13 protein-coding genes are annotated in these 19,558 nt (G+C 69.9%); 8 read left to right on the forward strand and 5 right to left on the reverse strand.

What is annotated here, in order from left to right:
• Positions 1–7: 7 nt before the first annotated feature.
• The 3 genes from AC06FP_RS11730 to AC06FP_RS11740 form a co-directional block, all read right to left on the reverse strand.
• Positions 8–1,330, reverse strand: coding sequence for an ABC transporter permease (locus tag AC06FP_RS11730; RefSeq protein WP_478075625.1), 1,323 nt, complete (start codon positions 1,328–1,330; stop codon positions 8–10).
• A gap of 18 nt (positions 1,331–1,348) precedes the next feature.
• Positions 1,349–2,071 (reverse strand): ABC transporter ATP-binding protein, encoded by a 723-nt coding sequence (locus AC06FP_RS11735; protein ID WP_456118033.1) that lies wholly within the window; start codon positions 2,069–2,071, stop codon positions 1,349–1,351.
• A 170-nt stretch (positions 2,072–2,241) separates the two neighbouring features.
• Positions 2,242–3,510 carry an efflux RND transporter periplasmic adaptor subunit gene (locus tag AC06FP_RS11740; RefSeq protein WP_478075602.1) on the reverse strand — a complete coding sequence of 423 codons (1,269 nt, stop codon included), beginning with the start codon at positions 3,508–3,510 and terminating at the stop codon, positions 2,242–2,244.
• 218 nt (positions 3,511–3,728) lie between these two features.
• Here AC06FP_RS11740 and glmS point away from each other — a divergent pair, with 218 nt between their 5' ends.
• Positions 3,729–5,561 (forward strand): glutamine--fructose-6-phosphate transaminase (isomerizing), encoded by a 1,833-nt coding sequence (gene glmS / locus AC06FP_RS11745; protein ID WP_456118035.1) that lies wholly within the window; start codon positions 3,729–3,731, stop codon positions 5,559–5,561.
• A gap of 63 nt (positions 5,562–5,624) precedes the next feature.
• On the opposite strand, the gene chrA is transcribed toward glmS, so the two are convergent.
• A complete protein-coding gene (gene chrA / locus AC06FP_RS11750; RefSeq protein ID WP_478075603.1) occupies positions 5,625–6,896 on the reverse strand; it encodes a chromate efflux transporter in 1,272 nt (423 codons plus the stop codon).
• Positions 6,897–7,009: 113 nt separating this feature from the next.
• Between chrA and AC06FP_RS11755 the strand changes: the two genes are divergently transcribed.
• The 3 genes from AC06FP_RS11755 (at position 7,010) to AC06FP_RS11765 (ending at position 12,633) form a co-directional block, all read left to right on the forward strand.
• Entirely contained in the window at positions 7,010–8,476 is a 1,467-nt protein-coding gene (locus tag AC06FP_RS11755; RefSeq protein ID WP_478075604.1) for a Wadjet anti-phage system protein JetA family protein, read from the forward strand.
• 112 nt (positions 8,477–8,588) lie between these two features.
• Entirely contained in the window at positions 8,589–9,215 is a 627-nt protein-coding gene (locus tag AC06FP_RS11760) for a DUF4194 domain-containing protein (RefSeq protein ID WP_456118038.1), read from the forward strand.
• Positions 9,202–12,633 (forward strand): SbcC/MukB-like Walker B domain-containing protein, encoded by a 3,432-nt coding sequence (locus AC06FP_RS11765; protein ID WP_478075605.1) that lies wholly within the window; start codon positions 9,202–9,204, stop codon positions 12,631–12,633. Before AC06FP_RS11760 ends, AC06FP_RS11765 begins: the two co-directional genes overlap by 14 nt.
• 197 nt (positions 12,634–12,830) lie before the next feature.
• On the opposite strand, the gene gloA is transcribed toward AC06FP_RS11765, so the two are convergent.
• Positions 12,831–13,349 (reverse strand): lactoylglutathione lyase, encoded by a 519-nt coding sequence (gloA, locus tag AC06FP_RS11770; RefSeq protein WP_456118040.1) that lies wholly within the window; start codon positions 13,347–13,349, stop codon positions 12,831–12,833.
• Positions 13,350–13,777: 428 nt separating this feature from the next.
• On the opposite strand from gloA, the gene AC06FP_RS11775 reads away from it, so the two are divergent.
• From AC06FP_RS11775 to AC06FP_RS11790, 4 genes are all read left to right on the forward strand, one after another.
• The gene (locus AC06FP_RS11775; RefSeq protein WP_478075606.1) at positions 13,778–14,185 is read left to right on the forward strand and encodes a CopL family metal-binding regulatory protein; all 408 of its coding nucleotides are present in this window, start codon (positions 13,778–13,780) and stop codon (positions 14,183–14,185) included.
• A 95-nt stretch (positions 14,186–14,280) separates the two neighbouring features.
• Positions 14,281–16,989 carry a TonB-dependent receptor gene (locus AC06FP_RS11780; RefSeq protein ID WP_478075607.1) on the forward strand — a complete coding sequence of 903 codons (2,709 nt, stop codon included), beginning with the start codon at positions 14,281–14,283 and terminating at the stop codon, positions 16,987–16,989.
• Positions 16,990–17,044: 55 nt separating this feature from the next.
• Positions 17,045–17,737 carry a PepSY domain-containing protein gene (locus AC06FP_RS11785; RefSeq protein ID WP_478075608.1) on the forward strand — a complete coding sequence of 231 codons (693 nt, stop codon included), beginning with the start codon at positions 17,045–17,047 and terminating at the stop codon, positions 17,735–17,737.
• Complete coding sequence (locus AC06FP_RS11790) at positions 17,734–19,554, forward strand: 2Fe-2S iron-sulfur cluster-binding protein (protein ID WP_478075609.1); 1,821 nt, start codon at positions 17,734–17,736, stop codon at positions 19,552–19,554. Before AC06FP_RS11785 ends, AC06FP_RS11790 begins: the two co-directional genes overlap by 4 nt.
• Positions 19,555–19,558 lie beyond the last annotated feature (4 nt).

Below are 19,558 nucleotides of genomic sequence, written 5' to 3' on the forward strand. Positions count from 1 at the left end.
AGCATGTTCACAGCGACTTGACCTGCAGGGCGGGGTCGATCCGGCTCGCGCGCAGCGCCGGCAGCAGGCCTGCGATGAGCGTGGTGGCCACGGCCAGGGCGAAGGTGAGGGCAAGCATCGGCAGGTCCAGGTGCACCATGTCGGCGTATTCCAGCGGCTGCTGGCGCACGTTCCACAGGCCCAGCAGGGTCAGGCACAGGCCGGCGATGCCGCCGGCCAGGCCGATCAGCGCGGCCTCGAGCAGGCACTGCGCGAACACCATCGAGCGGGTGGCGCCGAGCGCGCGCAGCACGCCGATCTCGCCGCTGCGGCGCAGGAACTTGGCCAGCAGCAGGCCGACGGTGTTGAACAGGCAGATGCCCAGGAAGGCCAGCGCCAGCCAGGCCTGCAGGCGTGCATCGCGCGGCACCGCGCCGTTGTAGTCCAGCCATTCCATCAGGCCGGGCAGGCGCGTGTTGCCGGTCTGGCTGATGCGGCCCAGCTCGTGCTGCTGGCGTACGTAGCCGTCCATGAACTGGCGGTAGGCGGCCACCTTGGCGCTGCTGTCCAGCTGCACCCACAGCTGCAGCCAGACGCAGTTGGAGTTCTCGAGGTAGCCGGGGCGCTCGGGCAGGCCCCAGCAGGTGAACTGGCGGAAGTTGCCGGCGTTGATCTGCAGGCCCGTGAAGAACGGCACCATCACGTCCTCGGGCTTGGCGTAGTACGACGCCGTGTCGCCCTGGGAGAAGCGGCCGCCGGCCACCGTGTAGAACTGCGGCGAGGGCCGCCACGGCGCCAGCACGCCGACGATGCGCACGTCGCTGCCGCGGATGCGCAGCATCCTGCCGGTGCTGTCCTGGCCGCCGAACAGGTGCTGGTTGAGGTCCCAGGAAATCACCGCCACGCGCGCGCGGCGCTCGTCGTCCTCGGCCGACCAGCCGCTGCCCCAGGCCATCGGCACCTGGAACATCGGGAAGAAGTCGGCGGTGGTGGAGAGCATGGTGGTCATGCTCGCCGGCTCGCCGCTTTCCGGCGCCTGCAGCTTCACCGGGCTGTCCACCACCAGGGTCTGGCGGTCGGCCTTGCCGGCGCGCCACAGGTCCACGGCCGAGGTGTAGTCCAGCATGTCCGGCGGGTTGGTGCGCGGCTCCACGCCCGGCATCGCGTCCAGCTGCGGGTAGTACAGGTGCTGGCTGCGGCCGGGCAGCGGGTCGCCGGAAAGCAGGTGCCGCACGGTCAGGGTCGTCATCGCCGCGCCGATGCCCATGGCGATGGACAGCACCATCAGCCCGGTGAGCACCGGCGTGCGGCGCAGACTGCGCAGGCCCTGTCCTAGGTAGTACGGGAGCAGCGACAGCATGTCCGTTCCTCAGCCCTGCGTGGCCGTTTCAACGGCGGCCACGCCGCGGCCCAGCGACGGTTCGCGCAGCAGGTCGGTGGCCTGGCCGTCGACGATGTGCACGTTGCGCTGCGCGCGCGCGGCCAGTTCCGGATCGTGGGTCACCATGACGATGGTGGTGCCCTGGCTGTTGATCTCCTCCAGCAGCTCCATGACGCCGCGCGCCATCTGCGTGTCCAGGTTGCCGGTCGGTTCGTCGGCCAGCAGCAGGCGCGGGCTGCCGGCCAGGGCGCGGGCGATGGCGGCGCGCTGCTGCTGGCCGCCGGACAGCTCGGCCGGGTAGTGCTTCATGCGCGAACCCAGGCCCACGCTGCTCAGCGCCTTTTCGATGCGCTCGCGGCGCTCGGCCGACGGCATGCCGCGGTAGCGCAGCGGCACGTCGACGTTGTCGAACAGGTTCAGGTCGGGGATCAGGTTGAAGCCCTGGAAGATGAAGCCGATCTTCTGGTTGCGCAGGCGCGAGCGGGCATCGTCGCCCAGGTGGCTGACGTCCTGGCCGTCGAGCAGGTACTGGCCGCTGGTGAAGGTCTCCAGCAGGCCGGCGATGTTGAGGAAGGTGGTCTTGCCCGAGCCCGACGGGCCGGTGACGGCGACGAACTCGCCCTCGCGCACATGCAGGTCGAGCGAGCGCAACGCGTGGGTTTCGACCTGCTCGGTGCGGAAGACCTTGGAGACGGATTGCATCTGGAGCATGGGATGGCCTCGGTGAAAAGGGAACAGGGAATGGGGAACAGGGAATGGAGGATCAGGAGTAGCGGATGGATGGTGGGAGGGTGGGAGAGCAGGTGTTCGTTCTTGCCGGGGCCTGGACGATTGCAGTCACTTCCATTCCCCGTTCCCTGTTCCCCTTTCCCCGCCTGGCATCAATTGATGGAAACCTTTTCGGCATCGCCGAACAGGTCGGTACCGGAAACGACGACCTTCTCGCCCGGCTGCAGGCCGGAGACGATCTCGACCTCGCCCAGGCTGCTGACGCCGAACTGCACCGGGCGGCGGCTGGCGGTGCTGCCGTTGACCACCCAGGCGTAGCGGCCGCCGGACTGCTCGACGAACGGGCCGCGCTCGACCTTGATCACGTCCTTGCGGGTGTCGAGCAGGATGCGCGCGCTCATGCGCTGGCTCTGGCGCAGGCCCTCGGGCTGCTTGTCGGAGAAGCGGATGCGGGCCACGACCTCGCCGTTGACCACTTCCGGCGACACCGCCGAGATCTCGCCCGGGAACGGCTGGCCGGAACCGCTGGTCAGCTGCGCCGGCATGCCGATCGCCAGGTCGCGGGCGAAGCTCTCCGGCACCTTGATTTCGATCTCGAAGCGCGACAGGTCGACCACGCCCAGGATCGGCGCGTTGGCCGCCACCTGGGTGTGCTGGGTGGCCTGCACCTGGCCGACCTGGCCGTCGAACGGCGCGCGCAGGGTCAACGCGTCGACCTGGCGCTGCACCTCGGCCACCACCGCCTGCTGGCGGTCGGCGAGCAGGCGCTTGTTGCGCGCGTCCAGGTCGGCGCCCCGGCTCTGCAACGCGGCGTCGCTGTGCGCGTGCTGCAGGGTGATCTCGGCCTTCTTCAGGTCGTCCTGCGCCTTGGCCAGGTTGACCTGCGGCACGGCGCCGCCGTCGTAGCCGCGCTGGTAGCGTTCCAGGTCGCGGGCGGCGGCCTGGCGGTCGATGGCGGCCTGGTCGGTGACCTTGCTGGCGGTGGCGCGGGCCAGGGTGGCGTCCAGCGCGGCGCGGCCGGCCTCGGCTTCCAGGCCGGCCAGGGTGGCCTGTTCCTGCGCCAGCTTGCTGCGCAGTTCCGGGCTGTCGATCACCGCCAGCTCCTGGCCCTTCTTGACCACGTCGCCGGCCACCACCTTCAGCGTCACCGTGCCGGCGGAGATGGCGTACAGCACCGGGCTGTTGGCGGCGATCACGCGGCCGTCGGCGGCGATGTCGCGCACCAGGTCGCCGCGGCCGACGGTGGCGATGCGCAGGCGCGCGCCATCGAACGAGCGCGAGCCGCCGAGCCAGCCCTTGGCGACGAAGCCGATGCCGGCCAGGACCACGACCGTGGCCACGGCCGGCCACAGCCAGCGGCGCCACTGCGGCCGGGAGCGCTGGGAGATTGTCTGGTCCTGTGCGGAGGTGTCGCGGATCATCGTCGGCTTCGCTGGAAGAGTTGGTAACGGTTAAGCAGATCCCGTGCCAACTCGCATGTACATGAAAACAAAAGAATATTTTCCGTCTTTTGATGTGTCCGGGTGTCCGCGGACACTGGCGCGGACAGTGTCCGCGGGGGCGATGTCCGGCGCTTGTCCGGTGGATGTCCGAACCGGCTGGCCTAGAATGTCCGACCGAAAACCCGAACGGATGGGCTATGTGCGGCATTGTGGGAGCGATCGCTGATCGCGACGTGGTACCGGTACTGATCGAAGGACTGAAACGGCTGGAATACCGCGGCTACGATTCTTCCGGTATCGCCGTGCTGAACGACCGCGACCTCCGCCGCGTGCGCCGCACCGGACGCGTGGCCGAGATGGAGAACGCCGCCGCCGCCGAGGGCTTCGCCGCGACGCTGGGCATCGGCCACACCCGCTGGGCCACCCATGGTGGCGTCACCGAGTCCAACGCGCATCCGCACATCAGCCATGGCGTGGCGCTGGTGCACAACGGCATCATCGAGAACCACGAGGAACAGCGCGAGCGCCTGCGCGCGCTGGGCTATGAATTCGAATCGCAGACCGATACCGAGGTCATCGCGCACCTGATCCACCACCACCTGCAGGCCGACCACGACGACCTGCTCGGCGCCCTGCAGCGCACGGTGAAGGAACTGACCGGCGCCTACGCGCTGGCGGTGATCAGCCGCAAGGAGCCCGAGCGCATTGTGGTCGCGCGCATGGGCTGCCCGCTGCTGGTGGGCCTGGGCGAGGGCGAGAACTTCGTCGCCTCCGACGTCTCGGCGGTGATCTCGGCCACGCGCCGGGTGATGTTCCTGGAAGAGGGCGACACCGCCGAGCTGACCCGCGCCGGCGTGCGCGTGTTCGGCGCCGACGACGCGCCGGTCCAGCGCGAGGAGCGCATGTCCGACGTGTCGCTGGCCTCGCTGGAACTGGGCCCCTACCGCCACTTCATGCAGAAGGAGATCCACGAGCAGCCGCGCGCGCTGGGCGACACCCTCGAGGCGGCGATCGATGCCGGCGGTTTCCCGGCCGAGCTGTTCGGCCGCAATGCCGGGGCGGTGCTGGCCGGCATTGAGGGCGTGCAGATCCTCGCCTGCGGTACCAGCTACTACGCCGGCCTGACCGCGCGCTACTGGATCGAGGCCATCGCCGGCCTGCCCTGCAGCGTGGAAATCGCCAGCGAATACCGCTACCGCGCCGCCTACGCCAATCCCAGGCACCTGGTCGTCACCATTTCCCAGTCGGGCGAAACCCTGGACACGATGGAGGCGCTGAAATACGCCAAATCGCTGGGCCACACGCACACGCTGTCGATCTGCAACGTGCCGGAGAGCGCGATCCCGCGCGCCAGCGAGCTGGTCTGCTATACCCGCGCCGGCGCCGAAATCGGCGTGGCCTCGACCAAGGCCTTCACCACCCAGCTGGCCGCGCTGTTCCAGCTGGCGGTGGTGCTGGGCCGGCTGCATGGCCGCGTCGATGCGGCGCAGGAAGCCGATTACCTGGAACAGCTGCGGCACCTGCCCGGCAGCGTGCAGCACGTGCTGAACCTCGAGCCGCAGATCATCGCCTGGGCCGAGCGCTTCGCCGGCAAGTCCAACGCGCTGTTCCTCGGCCGCGGGCTGCATTACCCGATCGCGCTGGAAGGCGCGCTCAAGCTCAAGGAAATCTCCTACATCCACGCCGAGGCCTACCCGGCCGGCGAGCTCAAGCACGGGCCGCTGGCGCTGGTCGACGCGGAGATGCCGGTGGTGGTGATCGCGCCCAACGACAGCCTGCTGGAGAAGGTGAAATCCAACATGCAGGAAGTGCGCGCGCGCGGCGGCGAGCTGTTCGTATTCGCCGACCAGGACAGCAACTTCACCGCCTCCGAGGGCGTGCACGTGATCCGCACCCCGCGCCACGCCGGCGTGCTCAGCCCGGTGGTGCACACCATCCCGGTGCAGCTGCTGGCCTACCACACCGCCCTGGCGCGCGGCACCGACGTGGACAAGCCGCGCAACCTGGCCAAGAGCGTCACCGTGGAATGATCGCGGCGCTGTCCGCCTGACGACGAGGCGGCCGGGGCGGGAAAACCGCTTCCGGCCGCTTTTTCATTGCAGGCCGGTCATTCCGGTGACCATGCCCGCCGCGCCGCAGCCGACCACCACCAGCCACGGCGGCAGTTTCCACAACGCCAGCGCGGCCAGGGCGACCAGCGCCAGCACGATATCCACGGGCGCATGGATGGCGCGGGTCCACGCCGGGTCGTACAGCGCGGCCAGCAGCAGGCCGACCACCGCGGCGTTGATGCCGCTCAGCGCCGCGCGCATGCGCGCATTGCCGCGCAGCCGGTTCCAGCACGGCAGCGCGCCGGCCACCAGCAGGAAGGACGGGGCGAAGATCGCCAGCAGGCACAGCAGCCCGCCGGCCCAGCCCGAAGGCGCCGTCTGCATGGACGCGCCAAGGAAGCCGGCGAAGGCGAACAGCGGGCCGGGCATCGCCTGGGCCGCGCCGTAGCCGGCGAGGAAGGTGTCGTTGTCCACCCAGCCCGGTGGTACCACCGCCGCCTGCAGCAGCGGCAGCACCACATGGCCACCGCCGAACACCAGCGCGCCGGCGCGGAAGAAGGCGCTGGCCTCGGCGACGGCCTGGCCCGGCAGCAGCGCGGCGAGCAGCGGCAGCCCGGCCAGCAGGACGAAGAACAGCGCCAGCCACAACCCACCGGCGCGGCGTCCAACGGGTATCGCCCACGCGGCGGGTTCGCGTGGCGCAGTGCGCTTGAACAGCAGCAGCCCGGCTACCGCGGCGGCGGCGATGATGCCCGGCTGCATCCAGGCCGAAGGCGCGAGCAGGGCGGTGCCGGCGGCCGCCAGCATGAGCACGATCCACGCGCCGCCCGTGTACAGGCCGCGGCCCATGCTCCAGACCGCCTGCGCCACCACCGCCACCGCGGCGATCTTCAGGCCGTGCAGCGCGCCGGCCGGCAGCGCGCCCGGATGCGCGGACAGCAGCCGGGCCAACACGATCAGGGCCACGGCCGAGGGCAGGGTGAAGCCGGCCCAGGCGGCGAGCGCGCCGCGATAGCCACACCGCGACAGGCCCAGCGCCATGCCCACCTGGCTGCTGGCCGGCCCCGGCAGGAACTGGCACAGCGCGACCAGGTCGGCATAGCCGCGCTCGTCCAGCCAGCGCCGCCGCGCCACGAACTCGGCGTGGAAATAACCCAGGTGCGCGACCGGCCCGCCGAAGGACGTCAGGCCCAGGCGCAGGAACACCAGGAACACGCGCCATGCGCTTTCCCTTGCCTCGCAGCGGTCGACCCCGGGCGGCGGTGTCGGGTGGAAGTCCGGCATGACGGCCTTGAAGGTACGGCGATACGCCACGGTAGCGCATCCGGATGACAGGTCCGGATACCCGCCGGCGCAGCCAGGACCGGCCCACCGGCGATATGCCACAATCGCCCCCGCACGGCAGGAAGCTGCAGGACCCCGACGTTTTGACCACCACCACCCCCACGACCACCCCGCCGCTGTTCTCGGTCGTACCCGCCGGCATCTTCGGCCCGCTGGCCTCGGCCAACCGCCAGAACTACTGGTCGCTGCTGTGCCGGATGTTCGACGAGTTCTTCGGCCCGGATGCCCCGGTGCCGCCCAGCCACGGCTTCCCGCGCCGCGAGATCACCGCAGCGATCGAGCGCTACCTGCTCACCGACGACCCGTGGGAAGACGAGGACGGCCAGGCCCCGGATGCGCCGCTGAACGTGCGCGCCAACGCCATCCACGACCGCTTCCGCGCCGCCGGCTGGCTGCGCCAGGAGCGCATCGGCGCGCGCGAGATGGTGACCATGCCGCCGATGGTGGCGCAGCTGCTGTCGACCCTGGTGGAGTTCAGCGAGCACGGCCCGACCTTCGTCTCGGCCAAGATGCGCTCGGTGGAACTGCAGCTGCAGCAGGTCGCCGAAGGCCGCATGGACGGCGGCATCCTCGACGAGGCCGCCGACCAGGCGCGCCGCCTGCTGGTGTCGCTGGCCTCGATGAGCCTGCAGGTGCGCGACCTGATGCCGGAGCTGAGCAAGGCCGAGACCACCGCGCAGTTCGCCCGGCAGTGGTTCGAGCGCTACGTCGGCCAGCTGTTCATCGGCGACTACGCCGAACTGCACCGCGCCGACCACCCGATGGCGCGGCGCAGCTCGATCCTGGCGATGGTGCAGCAGCTCGAATCCGGCGCGCCGCGCGAAACGCTGGTGGCCTGGTACCGCGAGCATGTCACCGGCGGCGACGAGGCGCGCGCGCAGCAGCGCCTGTCGCGCAGTCTGGGCCGGCTGCGCGAGCTCGAGCGCATCGACGAATACCTGACCCGCCTGGACGAGGACATCCGCCAGGCCAACCGCCGCGCGCTGGCCTTCCTCGACTACCGCCTGCGCGCGCCCGACCGGCTCGACGTGCTGCTGCGCCGCGCCTGCCGCGGCGTGCTGTCGGCGCCGGAGGACGCACTGCGCCTGCCGGTGGCGCCCGGCCCGCTGATGGACGAGACGCGGCTGCGCCCGCCGCACCGCAAGCCGGCGCCGATCCCGCGCAGCGCCAACGCCACCACCCCGCCCACGCCCGAGCAGCTGGCGCGGCTGTCGCTGCTGCGGCGCATGAAGCGCGCGCGCCTGGTCAATGCCGAGGACATGGCGCGCTACGTCGGCCGCCACCTGCAGCAGGGCGCGGCGATCGACTCGGCGTCTCTGGACATCGCCAGCATCGAGGATCTGCGCGCCTACCAGACCCTGCTCACGCTGGCCCTGCGCGGCAACCGCATCGGCGGCCTGCGCCGCGAGGATCCGCTCGGCCGGCTGCTGCGCGGCTTCCGCGTCGAGCTGCTCGAAGCCGGCAACGGCGACGACAACGATTACCTGCGCGGCCTGCGCTTCCGCATCCTGCGGGTGGCGGGGAATGCGGGAACGGGGAACAGGGAATGATGGGACACCGACCATCCGCATTTCATCGCGCGCCCCCGCACCCGGCCATGCCCGATCCTCGCAACATCGCTTCATTCCCCGTTCCCTGTTCCCCATTCCCGGCTTCTCCTCAATGAAACGCAGCTGGAACACCCTGAGCCAGATGTCCAACGGCACCTACGCCGTGCAGGACTTCGAACGCGCCGCCTACCGCCTGGCCACCGAGCAGGTGCTGTACGCCACCGACGCGCGTTCGCGCGTGGCCTACCACCTGGTCGAAGACCATTACCCCGATTTCGTCGCCGCGCTGGAGCCGCTGGGCATCCGCCTGGAACGCAACGCGCACTACCGCTACGTGGTGGCGCTGCCGGCGCATGGCGAAGGTACGGCGGTGACCCTGCATGAAACCCTCGCGCTGCTGGTCCTGCGCCAGCGCTATGACGAAGCCATGCGCCAGGGGCTGATCGAGGACCATGGCGAGGTGGTGGTGGAGCTGCCGGAACTGCAGGAAAGCTGGCAGGCGTTGACCGGCCGCGCGATGCCCGAGGTAGGTGCGCTGCGGGAACTGGCGCGCACGCTCAAGCGCTGGGGCGTGTGCCGGCTCGTGGAATCCGAAGGCGACGACCCGCAGCCGTTCCACCTGCGCGTGCGCCCGGCCATCGTCGAAATCGTCGGCGAGCTGTGGCTGCAGCGTCTGGACCAGCACAACCGCGACGAAGCGGGCGAGGCGGACGCGGAGGACGACGATGCAGCAGCTTGAACGCATCCACCTGGTCCAGTTCTTCCTGTTCGAGGCGCAGAGCCTGCAGCTGGACGCGACCAGCGCCATCATCGCGCCCAATGGCGCCGGCAAGAGCGCCCTGCTCGACGCCCTGCAGATCGTGCTGCTGGGCGGCGACCGCAGCCGCATCCGCTTCAACGCGCAGGCCGGCGGCAGCCACCGCGCGCGCACCATCCGCGACTACTGCCTGGGCGTGTTCCGCAGCGGCGAGGAAGGGCGCAAGCGCCGCACCGCCACCACCTACATCTCGCTGGTGTTCCGCGACACCGAAACCGGCGTGCCGCTGACCGCCGGCATCGCGCTCGGCGCTTCGGTCGACGAGCCCGAACACCGCACCCACGGCCTGTACCTGCTGCCCGGCGTGGCACTGGACCTGGACGAACACCTGGAGCGGGTCAAGGGCAAGGAACTGCCGCTGGCCTGGAATACCTTCCGCGAGCACATCGCGCGCCGCTGCAAGGAAGTGGGCGAAACCCCGCAGCTGCACCCCAACGCCGAGCGTTTCCTGCGCGACCTGCTGCTGCGCCTGCGCGCCAGCCCGTCGGCCAGCCCCGACCTCAATGCCTACCGCAAGGCCTTCCTCAACGCGCTGAACCTGCAGCGCGTCGAGGATGTGGACCTGTTCGTGCGCACCCTGGTGGCCGAAGACCGGCCCACCGACATCGCCCGCTTCCGCGCGCTGCTGGACAGCTTCCGCCAGATCAAGGAGAAGATCGAGCAGGTCCGGCAGCGCATCGACGCCGCCGAAGGCGCGGAGCGCCAGTACGAGAAGATCGCCGGCCAGGCGACCCGCGCCGCGTCCGCGCGAGCGCTGGCCGCCGAGTACGCGCGCGACCTGTACAGCGAGCAGCTCGACCAGGCCGAGGGCGCGCTTGCCGATGCGGAAAACGCGCTGACCGACACCCGCCGCCGCCTCGCCGACACCCGCGTCGAACGCGACACCCTGCGCGAGGAACAGGCGCGCGCCAATGCCCGCCTGCAGGGCAGCGCCGGTTACGGCGAACAGGCGCAGCTGGACGAACTGGCCGGCCGCGACCGCGACCGCCTCGCGCAGCTGAAGAAGGACCTGGCGCGCGAAGTCGGCTTCGTGCGCGAGCAGTTCCGCCAGCTCGACGCGCTTGCGCTCGACGGCATCGACGCCGACGCGCTGGCCGCCGCGCGCGGAGAGTGGGATGTCTGGCATGCCGAGCTGTCGGCGCTGGCCGTGGAAGATGCGTTGCCGTGGGCGCCGCAGGACCTGTTCGCGCGCGCGCGCCAGGCCCTGCGCGCGGCCGCGCCGCTGCGCGAGCTGGTCGACCGCCATGCCCGCCAGCTGCACGCTGCGCACGACAAGGCGCGCGACGCGCTGGAAACCGCGCGCCAGAACCAGAAGCGCCTGGCCGCCGGCCAGGCCGAGCTGCACCCGGACACGGTGCGGCTGATGAGCTACCTGCGCGATGCCGGCATCGATGCGCGCCCGGTCTGCGACCTCGTGCGGGTCACCGACGCGACCTGGCAGCATGCCATCGAAGGCTATCTGCGCAGCAACGTCGAAGCCCTGCTGATCCCGGACAAGGACGAGGAGCGCGCGGTCAAGCTGTACCGCGGCCTGTCCGGCGGGCGCTCGGTGTACGGCATCAAGCTGGCGCTGTCCAGCCATGCGCGCAAGTCGCGTGGCGCCGACGAACCGGAGGCCGGCAGCGTCGCCGCGCTGCTGGAAGGCGTCAACGCCGACGCGCTGGCCTTCCTGCGCCGCCAGCTCGGCGAGCTGCGCTGCGTGGAGACCGAAGCCGAACTGGTGCGCAGCCGCCAGGGCCTGACCCGCGACGGCCTGCTCGCGCGCGGCGGCAGCATCGAAAGACTGCGGCTGCCGGCGGCGGGCGACCTGCGCATCGGCGCGTCCGACAACCGCGCGCGCCTGCGCGTGCTGCACGAGGAAATCGAAAAGGCCGAGCAGGACCTGCGCCAGATCGAACCGCGCCTGCGTCGCGCCGACGACTGCCAGCGTGGCCTGGCGCGCCTGGCCGACGCCGATGCGGTGGCGCAGGCGCTTCATGAGCGCGTGCTCGAGCATCGCCAGGTGGCCGAGCGCTACCGCAGCGCGCAGGAAAGCCGCCTGGCGGCACTGGACCCGGACCTGCTGCGCCTGTCCGAACAACTGCGCGAGCTGAACGCCCAGCTCGCCGACTGCGAGAAGCGCGCCGACGCGCTGGTCGGGCAGGAAGCCGTGGCGGCGTCCAACCTCGAACGCACGCGCGGCCTGCTCGACGGCCTGCGCCAGCAGGAAGAGCTGGTCGCGCGCCGCGCGGTGGAAGCCTTCGCCGATCCGGACGTCGACCCGAACCGGGTCGAGCGCCAGCGCGAGGAACTGGACGAGAAGTATCCCTCGCTGGAAGAGCGCGCGCGCCGCTGCGAGGAGCGCGCCAGGGACAGCGACGCGCAGCTGGCGCGGCTGCTGCCCGAGGCGTGGAGCGGACTGGCGCAGTACGCGCGCGACCACGGCCTGGAACTGGATTTCGACGCCAGCGCCTGGCGCCCGGCGCGCGTCCTGCTGCAGCGCGAACTGACCCAGCTGCGCGACACCGAGCTGGTGCAGTACGAGGAAGAAGCGCGCCAGGCCTACGCCACCGCCGTGGATACCTTCCGCACCGGCGTGGCCTCCACCCTGTACGACAACTTCACCCGGCTCAAGACCCAGATCGCCACGCTCAACCGCACCCTGCGCGCCAGCCCGGCCTTCTCCAACAACGAGCGCTACCAGTTCCATTACGAGGTGGTGCCGGAGTTCCGCGAGCTGCACCGCTTCATCCAGCGCGCCGCCGACATCGGCGGCGAGGACACGCTGTTCGAAAGCGCGGGCCAGGTGCCCGAGGCGTTCCGCGCGCTGGTCGAGGACAAGGCCGCCACCCACGTGGCCAACTCGCCGCTGGACGACTACCGCCGTTTCTTCCGCTTCGAGGTGCAGATCCGCCAGGACGACCGCGTGATCGGCAGCCTCAGCGAACGCATGCGCTCGGGTTCCGGCGGCGAACACCGCGCGCCGCTGTACGTGATCGCCGGTGCCGCGCTGGCCGCGGCCTACGGCAAGAGCGAGGCGCACCCGGGCGGGCTGGGGCTGATCCTGCTCGACGAGTTCGGCGACAAGATCGACGCGCAGAACGCGCGCGCCACCACCAATTACCTGCGCTCGCTGGGCCTGCAGCTGGTGCTGGCGGCGCCGGATACCGCGCAGGGCACCCTGTCCGGCGTGCTGGACAGCTACATCGAACTGTTCCGCGACGGCGACCTGCTGCAGGCCGAACGCATCGAGGTCACCGAGGCCGCGCGCACCCTGCTGCTGTCCGACCAGTTCGACCTGCACCCGGAACTGCTGGCGGCCGAAACCGAACGTATCGAGCGCGAACAGGCGGCGACATGACGCCGCCGGTGCCGCTGGAACTTGCACCGGGGGTGCACGGGTACCTCCTGCAGGCCAGCCGGAGCGGCACTGCCGAAAAGTGACGGCGCGCCGGCAATATGCCCGGTGGCCGGCAGGCGCGGCGACGTCCTGGTGTTTCCGGCGCAGGAGCGCAACGAAGCGCGCTCCTGCGGTCGAGGGAAGGGAGGCCGGCGCCCTTAGCGGTTGCCGATGATCTCCACCCAGTAGCCGTCCGGGTCCTTGATGAAGGCAAGGCTCTTCATGCGCCCGTCCTGCAGGCGCTTCTGGAACGGCACGCCCAGTGCCTCGAAGCGCGCGCAGGCCGCTTCCAGCGCCGGCACCGACACGCAGATATGGCCGAAGCCGCGCGGTTCGCTGTTGCCGTCGTGGTAGACCGGGCCGTCCTGGTTCTCGGTGCCGTGGTTGTGGGTCAGTTCCAGCACGCCGGGAATGCCGGCCATCCACCGGCGGCGCTGGGCATCGTCCTCGGGCACCTGCGTGCCTTCCGGCACGTAAGCCAGGAAGTACAGGCTGAACGCGGCTTCGGGGAAATCGCGCCTGTCGATCAGGCGGAAGCCGAGCACGCGGCTGTAGAAGTCCAGCGAGGCGGCGATGTCCTTGACCCGCAGCATGGTGTGGTTGAAGACGAAGCCGGTGGTTTCGGCCGGTGGCTGCGCGGCCATGCCGGGCTGCTGGTGGAGGAATTCAAGGCTCATCGGTTGCATCCTGTTGCAGTGGAAGGGGGAGAAAAAACGTGCTGCGGGGCGCAGCATCGGCAATGTTGCATCCGCAATCACCATGCCGGAAAAAGTTACACAGGAAATTGCTTTTCCAGCCAAAAACAAGCGATTTCTCGCATCGGCGGGAAAAACGCCATTGTCGTGCGCCATGCATCTTGGCGCCTGCAGGCAGGCTGGCTATGCTGCGACGCAGGATAGTCGTTGCCGCTCTGCCAGGAACTGAAGCGCGCCTGCGCTGCACGTGAGGGGAGCGGAAACGAGGCCGGGGCAGGGGATGCAGCGGTCACCGTGCAGGACGCGCAGCCATGGACCGGGCGCTGCCGGAAGCCATGCAGTTGACAGGCTTTCTCCGGACGCGCTATTGATTGTATGTATATACAAATACACGAGGACCGTCGGGCCCCATGCGGTATCGCTGCTGGCTGCCACTGCTGCTGATCTGCGTGCTCGCGGCCGAAGGCGTGCTGGGCGCCTGGACGGGCGCGCGCATGGCGTTGGATGCGGTGGCCGGCGTCGCGGTCGCCGAAGGCGGCACTGCGCAGCCGGACTGCGCGCCGGTCACGCCGGTCACGCCGGTCCCGGCCAAGGTCCATGCCGGTCACGGCAGGCCCGGCGGCACCACCGACGCCGCCGACTGCACCTGCACCGACAGCACGGGCTGCGAATGCGCCTGCGTGCTGGCGCTGTATCCCCCTGCGACGCTGGCCTTGTTCGCCGGCAGCTATCCGCCCGTCGCCTTCGATGCTCCCGTGCCGGTCCTGCGCCTGCCGGCGAACAAACTTTCCCGGGTGTTCCGACCTCCCATCGCCTGAGCGGTGCTTCCCGCGTCGTGACGACGCTGCAACGCCCTGCGTGCGCCCGTGCGCACGCCCAGCCCCGAGACAGGTTCCCCAGCGGGAGAGAGACCATGTACGTGAAATCCAATGCCTTGGCCGTGGCCATCGGCAGTTTGTCGAGTGTGGCCGCCATCCAGGCCGCACAGGCGCAGGAAGGCCAGAACGAAGCCGCCCGCACGCTCGATGCGGTGCAGGTCACCGGCAGCCACATCAAACGCGCACAGCTGTCCGGCGTCGGCCCGGTCAGCGTGGTGGACGCCGAGGCGATCGAACGCTCCGGCGCCACATCGGTGGAGACGCTGCTGCAGCGCCTGCCGGCTTCGGCCGGTTTCGCCGGCAGCCAGAGCAATGCCTACTGGGCCGAGAACGGCTACGGCACCACCCAGGTCAATCTGCGCGGCCTGGGCATCAACCGCACCCTGGTGCTGCTCAACGGCCGCCGCATCGTCAACGGCGGCACCGGCGCCAACAGCTCGGTGGATCTGAACGTCATTCCGGTGTCGCTGATCGAACGCGTGGAAGTACTGAAGGACGGCGCATCGGCCATCTATGGCGCCGACGCGGTGGCCGGCGTGGTCAACATCATCACCAAACAGGGCTTCGACGGCGCGGAGCTGGCGGTGCGTTATGGCCAGACCAGCAAGAGCGACGGCGAGGAAACCTCGGTGGACTTCAGCTGGGGTGTCACCGGTGAGCGTGGCTCGCTGATGGCGGCGATCAACTACTACGACGGCGGCCCGGTGAACATGGCCACGCGCGCGCCCTGCGGCCTGGCCGAATCCGACGGCAGGCTGGTGTGCTCGGGCAGCTCGGCCACCGTCGGCGGCCGCGCGCTGCTGGCCGACGGCAGCCGCGTCAACTTCAACCAGGTGCCCGGCGGCGACGGTGATTTCTACGAGCCGTACTCGGCGGCCAAACACAACTACAACGGCAATCCGTCGCTCAACGCGGTCAATCCGATCGAGCGCCTGAGCTTCAGCGTGTTCGGCGACAGCAGGCTCAACGACAGCACCGAGGCCTTCGTCGAGCTGATGTACACCAACCGCCAGTCCAGGCAGCTGGCCACCAGCGGCGCACTCGGCGTGTACCGGCCCATCAACATCGCCGCCGACCACCCGACCAACCCGACCGGGCAGGATCTGCTGCTGCAGCGCCGCCGCCTGGAAGAGGCCGGCCCGCGCCATTTCGCCCAGGAAACCGATACCTGGCGCGTCGTCGTGGGGCTGAAAGGCCAGCTGGGCACCAGCTGGGACTGGTCGGCGGCATTCAACTGGGGGCGCAATACCGGCGTGGACGGTTCGGACAACGTCGCCAACCTGGATCGCGTCGAACAGACCCTGGACCGCACGCTGTGCAGCCCACTGCCCGGCGCCGCCATTCCGTGCGGCGACTACCTCGGCTACGGCGACCTGAGCCGCGAAGTGCTGGACTACATCCTCTACAGTTCGCGCGACACCGGCGGCAACGAGCAGAAGAGCTTCACCGCCAATCTCAGCGGGCAGATTTTCGAGCTGCCGGCGGGCTGGGTGGGGTTTGCCGCCGGCGTGGAGGTACGCAGGGAAAGCGGCTGGCGCGACCCGGACCCGCTGACCGTGCTCGGCATCGGCAACACCAACCAGCAGGACCCGATCCACGGCGAGTACACCGCCAGGGAAGTGTTCGCCGAGCTGGCCATCCCGCTGCTGCAGGACAGCGCCATCGCCGATTCGCTGTACCTCAACCTGGCCGGGCGCGCGTCGGACTACGATCTGTTCGGCCGTGACTACAACTACAAGGTCGGCCTGGACTGGCAGGTCAACGCGGCGCTGAAGCTGCGCAGCACCTACGCCACCGCCTTCCGCATCCCCAACATCCCGGAACTTTTCGGCGGCATTTCCGAAGGCAACCTCACCACCACCGACCCGTGCAGCAACTGGAGCAGCCTGCCGTCCGGTTCGGTGGTGCGCGCCAACTGCCAGGCCTATGGCGTGCCGGCCGGCTACGTGCAACCGGGCAATACCATCCTCACTACCTCCGGCGGCAACGCCGACCTGCGGCCCGAGGATGCCACCTCGTTCACCGCCGGCGTGGTGTGGACGCCGGCGTTCGCCTCGGGGCTGACGCTGACCCTGGACTACTACAACATCCGCATCCGCAACGCGATCCAGCGCATCGCCGGCTCCACCAAGCTGTCGATCTGCTACAACACGCCGGGGTTGGCGCACCCGTTCTGCGATGCCGCCAACTTCACCCGCAACCCGCGTACCGGCGAGGTGGACTACCTGTCCTCGCAGCCGGTCAACGCGGCCAACGAGCGGGTCAGCGGCTTCGACCTGGGCGCGTTGTACGAGTTCGACGTGGCCGGCTTCGATGCCAGCGTCAGCGCCGACGTTTCCTATCTGCAGCGTTACGACGTGCGGCCGTACGAAGGCGCCGACGTCATCGAGTACGCGGGCAGGATCACCGGTGGCCGCGGCAGCTACGCCAGGTGGCGTGGACTGGCGGCGCTCACCGCCAGCCGCAAGCAGTGGTCGGGAACGTGGACCACGCAGTACATCGGTCGTGCCGACGACCTCAGTGCCGCGCGCGGCGACATCGGTGACCACGCGCCGTCGGTCTTCTATCACAACCTGCAGCTCAAGTACGCCGTGAGCCGGGCGCTGGACGTCTCGCTGGGCCTGGACAACGTCTTCGACAGGAAGGCGCCCTTCATCCAGAGCTACACCGACGCCAACACCGACACCATGACCTACGACCTGCTGGGCCGGCGCTGGTACGCCCGCATCGGCTACCGCTGGTGAGCGCCTGCGCCCCGCCGCGTGCCGGCGGGGCGCGACGCCGAGTGAGGATGACCTGATGAAACCCGCATTCTGGGCGCGACGCGCCCACAAATGGATAGGCCTGGTGATCGGCGTGCAGGCGCTGCTGTGGATGCTGAGCGGCGTCTACATGACCGTGGTGCCGCTGGACGTGATCCATGGCGACCACCTGGCGCATGTGCATGGCAGGGCGCTGCCGCCACCGGCCGCGCGCATCGACGCCGACGCACTGGTGGCGCACCACCCCGGGCTGCAGTCGTTCCGGCTCAGGTACCTTCTGGACCGCGAGGTCTATGAAGTGCGGCAGGGGAATACGACGTTCCTGGTCGACGCGGCCAGCGGCGAACGCATGCCGCCGCTGGATCGCGACGGTGCGATCGCGCTGGCCCGCGCGCTGTACCAGGGCGACGGCGACGTGGCACGCGTGGAGTGGATCACCCGGGCGCCATCGGAAGTGAAGACGCGGCCGGTGCCGATGTGGGCGGTGCACTTCACCGACCGTGGCCGGACCACGCTGTACCTGTCGCCGGACAGCGGCGAGCTGCTGGCGCGTCGCCACAGCCTGTGGCGCTGGTTCGACTTCCTGTGGATGTTCCACATCATGGACTACGAGCACCGGACCGACGTCAACAACCCCTTGTTGCGCGTGGCTGCAGTGATCGGGCTGGGCTTCGCGCTCAGCGGCATCTGGCTGCTGCTCTACAGCTTCGGCAAGCGGAGGCAGGCATGACGCCCTGGATGCGGACCCTGCACAGATGGGTGGGCCTGCTGGTCGGCCTGCAGTTCGTGGTGTGGCTGGGCAGCGGCCTGATGATGAGCCTGCTCGATCCCGCCAGGATCGAAGGCACCGCCCAGCGTGCGCCGGACACCGAAGCGCCGGCGTGGCCATCCGGTACCGTGTCGCCGGCCGCGGCCCTGCGCGCGGCCACGCACCCGGCGGCGACGCTGGACAGCGGCTGGCTGCTCGACAGGCCGGTCTATCGCCTGCAGTCGCCGCAGGGCACCGAGGTGGTCGACGCACGCGACGGCCGCCACATCGCCATCGACGCGACGCTGGCCCTGCGCGTGGCCCAGGCCGCCTACCGTGGCGATGGCATGCCGTCGTCGCCGCGCTACCTGGCGAAAAGCCTGGAAACGCGCGCCAACCCCGACCCGGTGTGGCGGGTGGACTTCAGCGACGCGCAGGACACCACGATCTACGTATCCGCGCACAGCGGGCAGGTGATGGAGCACCGCAACGCCACCTGGCGCCTGTTCGACATCTTCTGGATGCTGCACATCATGGATTACGGCGAACGGGTGAATTTCAACAACCCGCTGGTCGTCGGTATGGGCATCGGCGGGCTGTGGCTGGCGCTGACCGGCTTCTGGCTGCTGATGGCGAGTTTCCGCCTGCATGAATTCATCCCGCGCCGCTGGCGCCGGCAACGCCAGTTGACGGTGTACGCCGCCGGCGGCGCGCACCTGCGTACGGTGATGGCGGCCAGTGGCGACAGCGTCTACGTGGCGCTGGCCCGCGAAGGCGTGAACCTGCCCTCCAACTGTGGCGGCGGGCAGAGCTGCGGCCTGTGCGAGGTGCGGGTGCGCGGCGGCGCGGGCAAGGCCACCGCATCGGATCGTTCGCATCTGCCGGCGGCCAAGCTGAAGGTCGGTTGCCGCCTGGCCTGCAACCTGCCGGTGGACGAGGACCTGGAGATCGAGGTGGCCGGCGGCGCCAGCCTGTGGACCGAGCACTGGGCCACGGTGACCCGGGTGGTCGCGGTGACGCCGTTCCTGCGCGAGGTCCACCTGCGCCCGGACACTCCCGCCGACGCGCAGTTCCAGCCGGGCTGCTACCTGCAACTGCACGTGCCCGAGTACGAACTGCCGCGCGGCGCGCTGTGGCACCCGGATGAACACCGTGAGGACTGGAAGCCATTGCCGCTGCCGGCCACGCTGCACAACAAGGCCGCCGTGCGCCGTTCGTACTCCTTGGCCACGCCGGTGACCGCAACCGGCGGCGAACTGGTGCTGCTGGCGCGGTTCAGCCCGGGCTGGCAGGAGAACAGGCGGCATCCGCCGGGCAAGGGCTCCACCTGGCTGTACACGCTGCGCGAGGGCGATCGCGTGCGCTACAGCGGCCCGTTCGGCGACTTCGCGCTGAGCGGCGTCGAGCGCGAGAAGGTGTTCATCGGCGCCGGTGCCGGCATGGCCCCGCTGCGCGCGATGATCCAGCAGCGGCTGGACGAGGGCGGGCGCGAACGCATCCACTTCTGGTACGGCGCGCGCAGTCCGCGCGATTGCCCCTATGCCGAGCAGATGCAGGCGCTGGCCCGGCGCCATGCCAACTTCAGCTGGCACCCGGTGTGGTCGGGCGACGCCGGCGACGGTGCGCCCCGTCGCGTGCACGAAGCGCTGCACGACGACCTGCTGCGCGCGCATCCGGATCTGTCCGCCTGCGAGTTCTACCTGTGCGGCCCGCCGGCGATGCTGTCGGCCACCCGGCAACTGCTGCGCAGGCTGGGCGTGGAGGAGTCGAGGATCGCCTACGACGACTTCAAGATCTGACCGG

The sequence above is a fragment of the Stenotrophomonas sp. Steno-Z2 genome, from assembly GCF_056393235.1.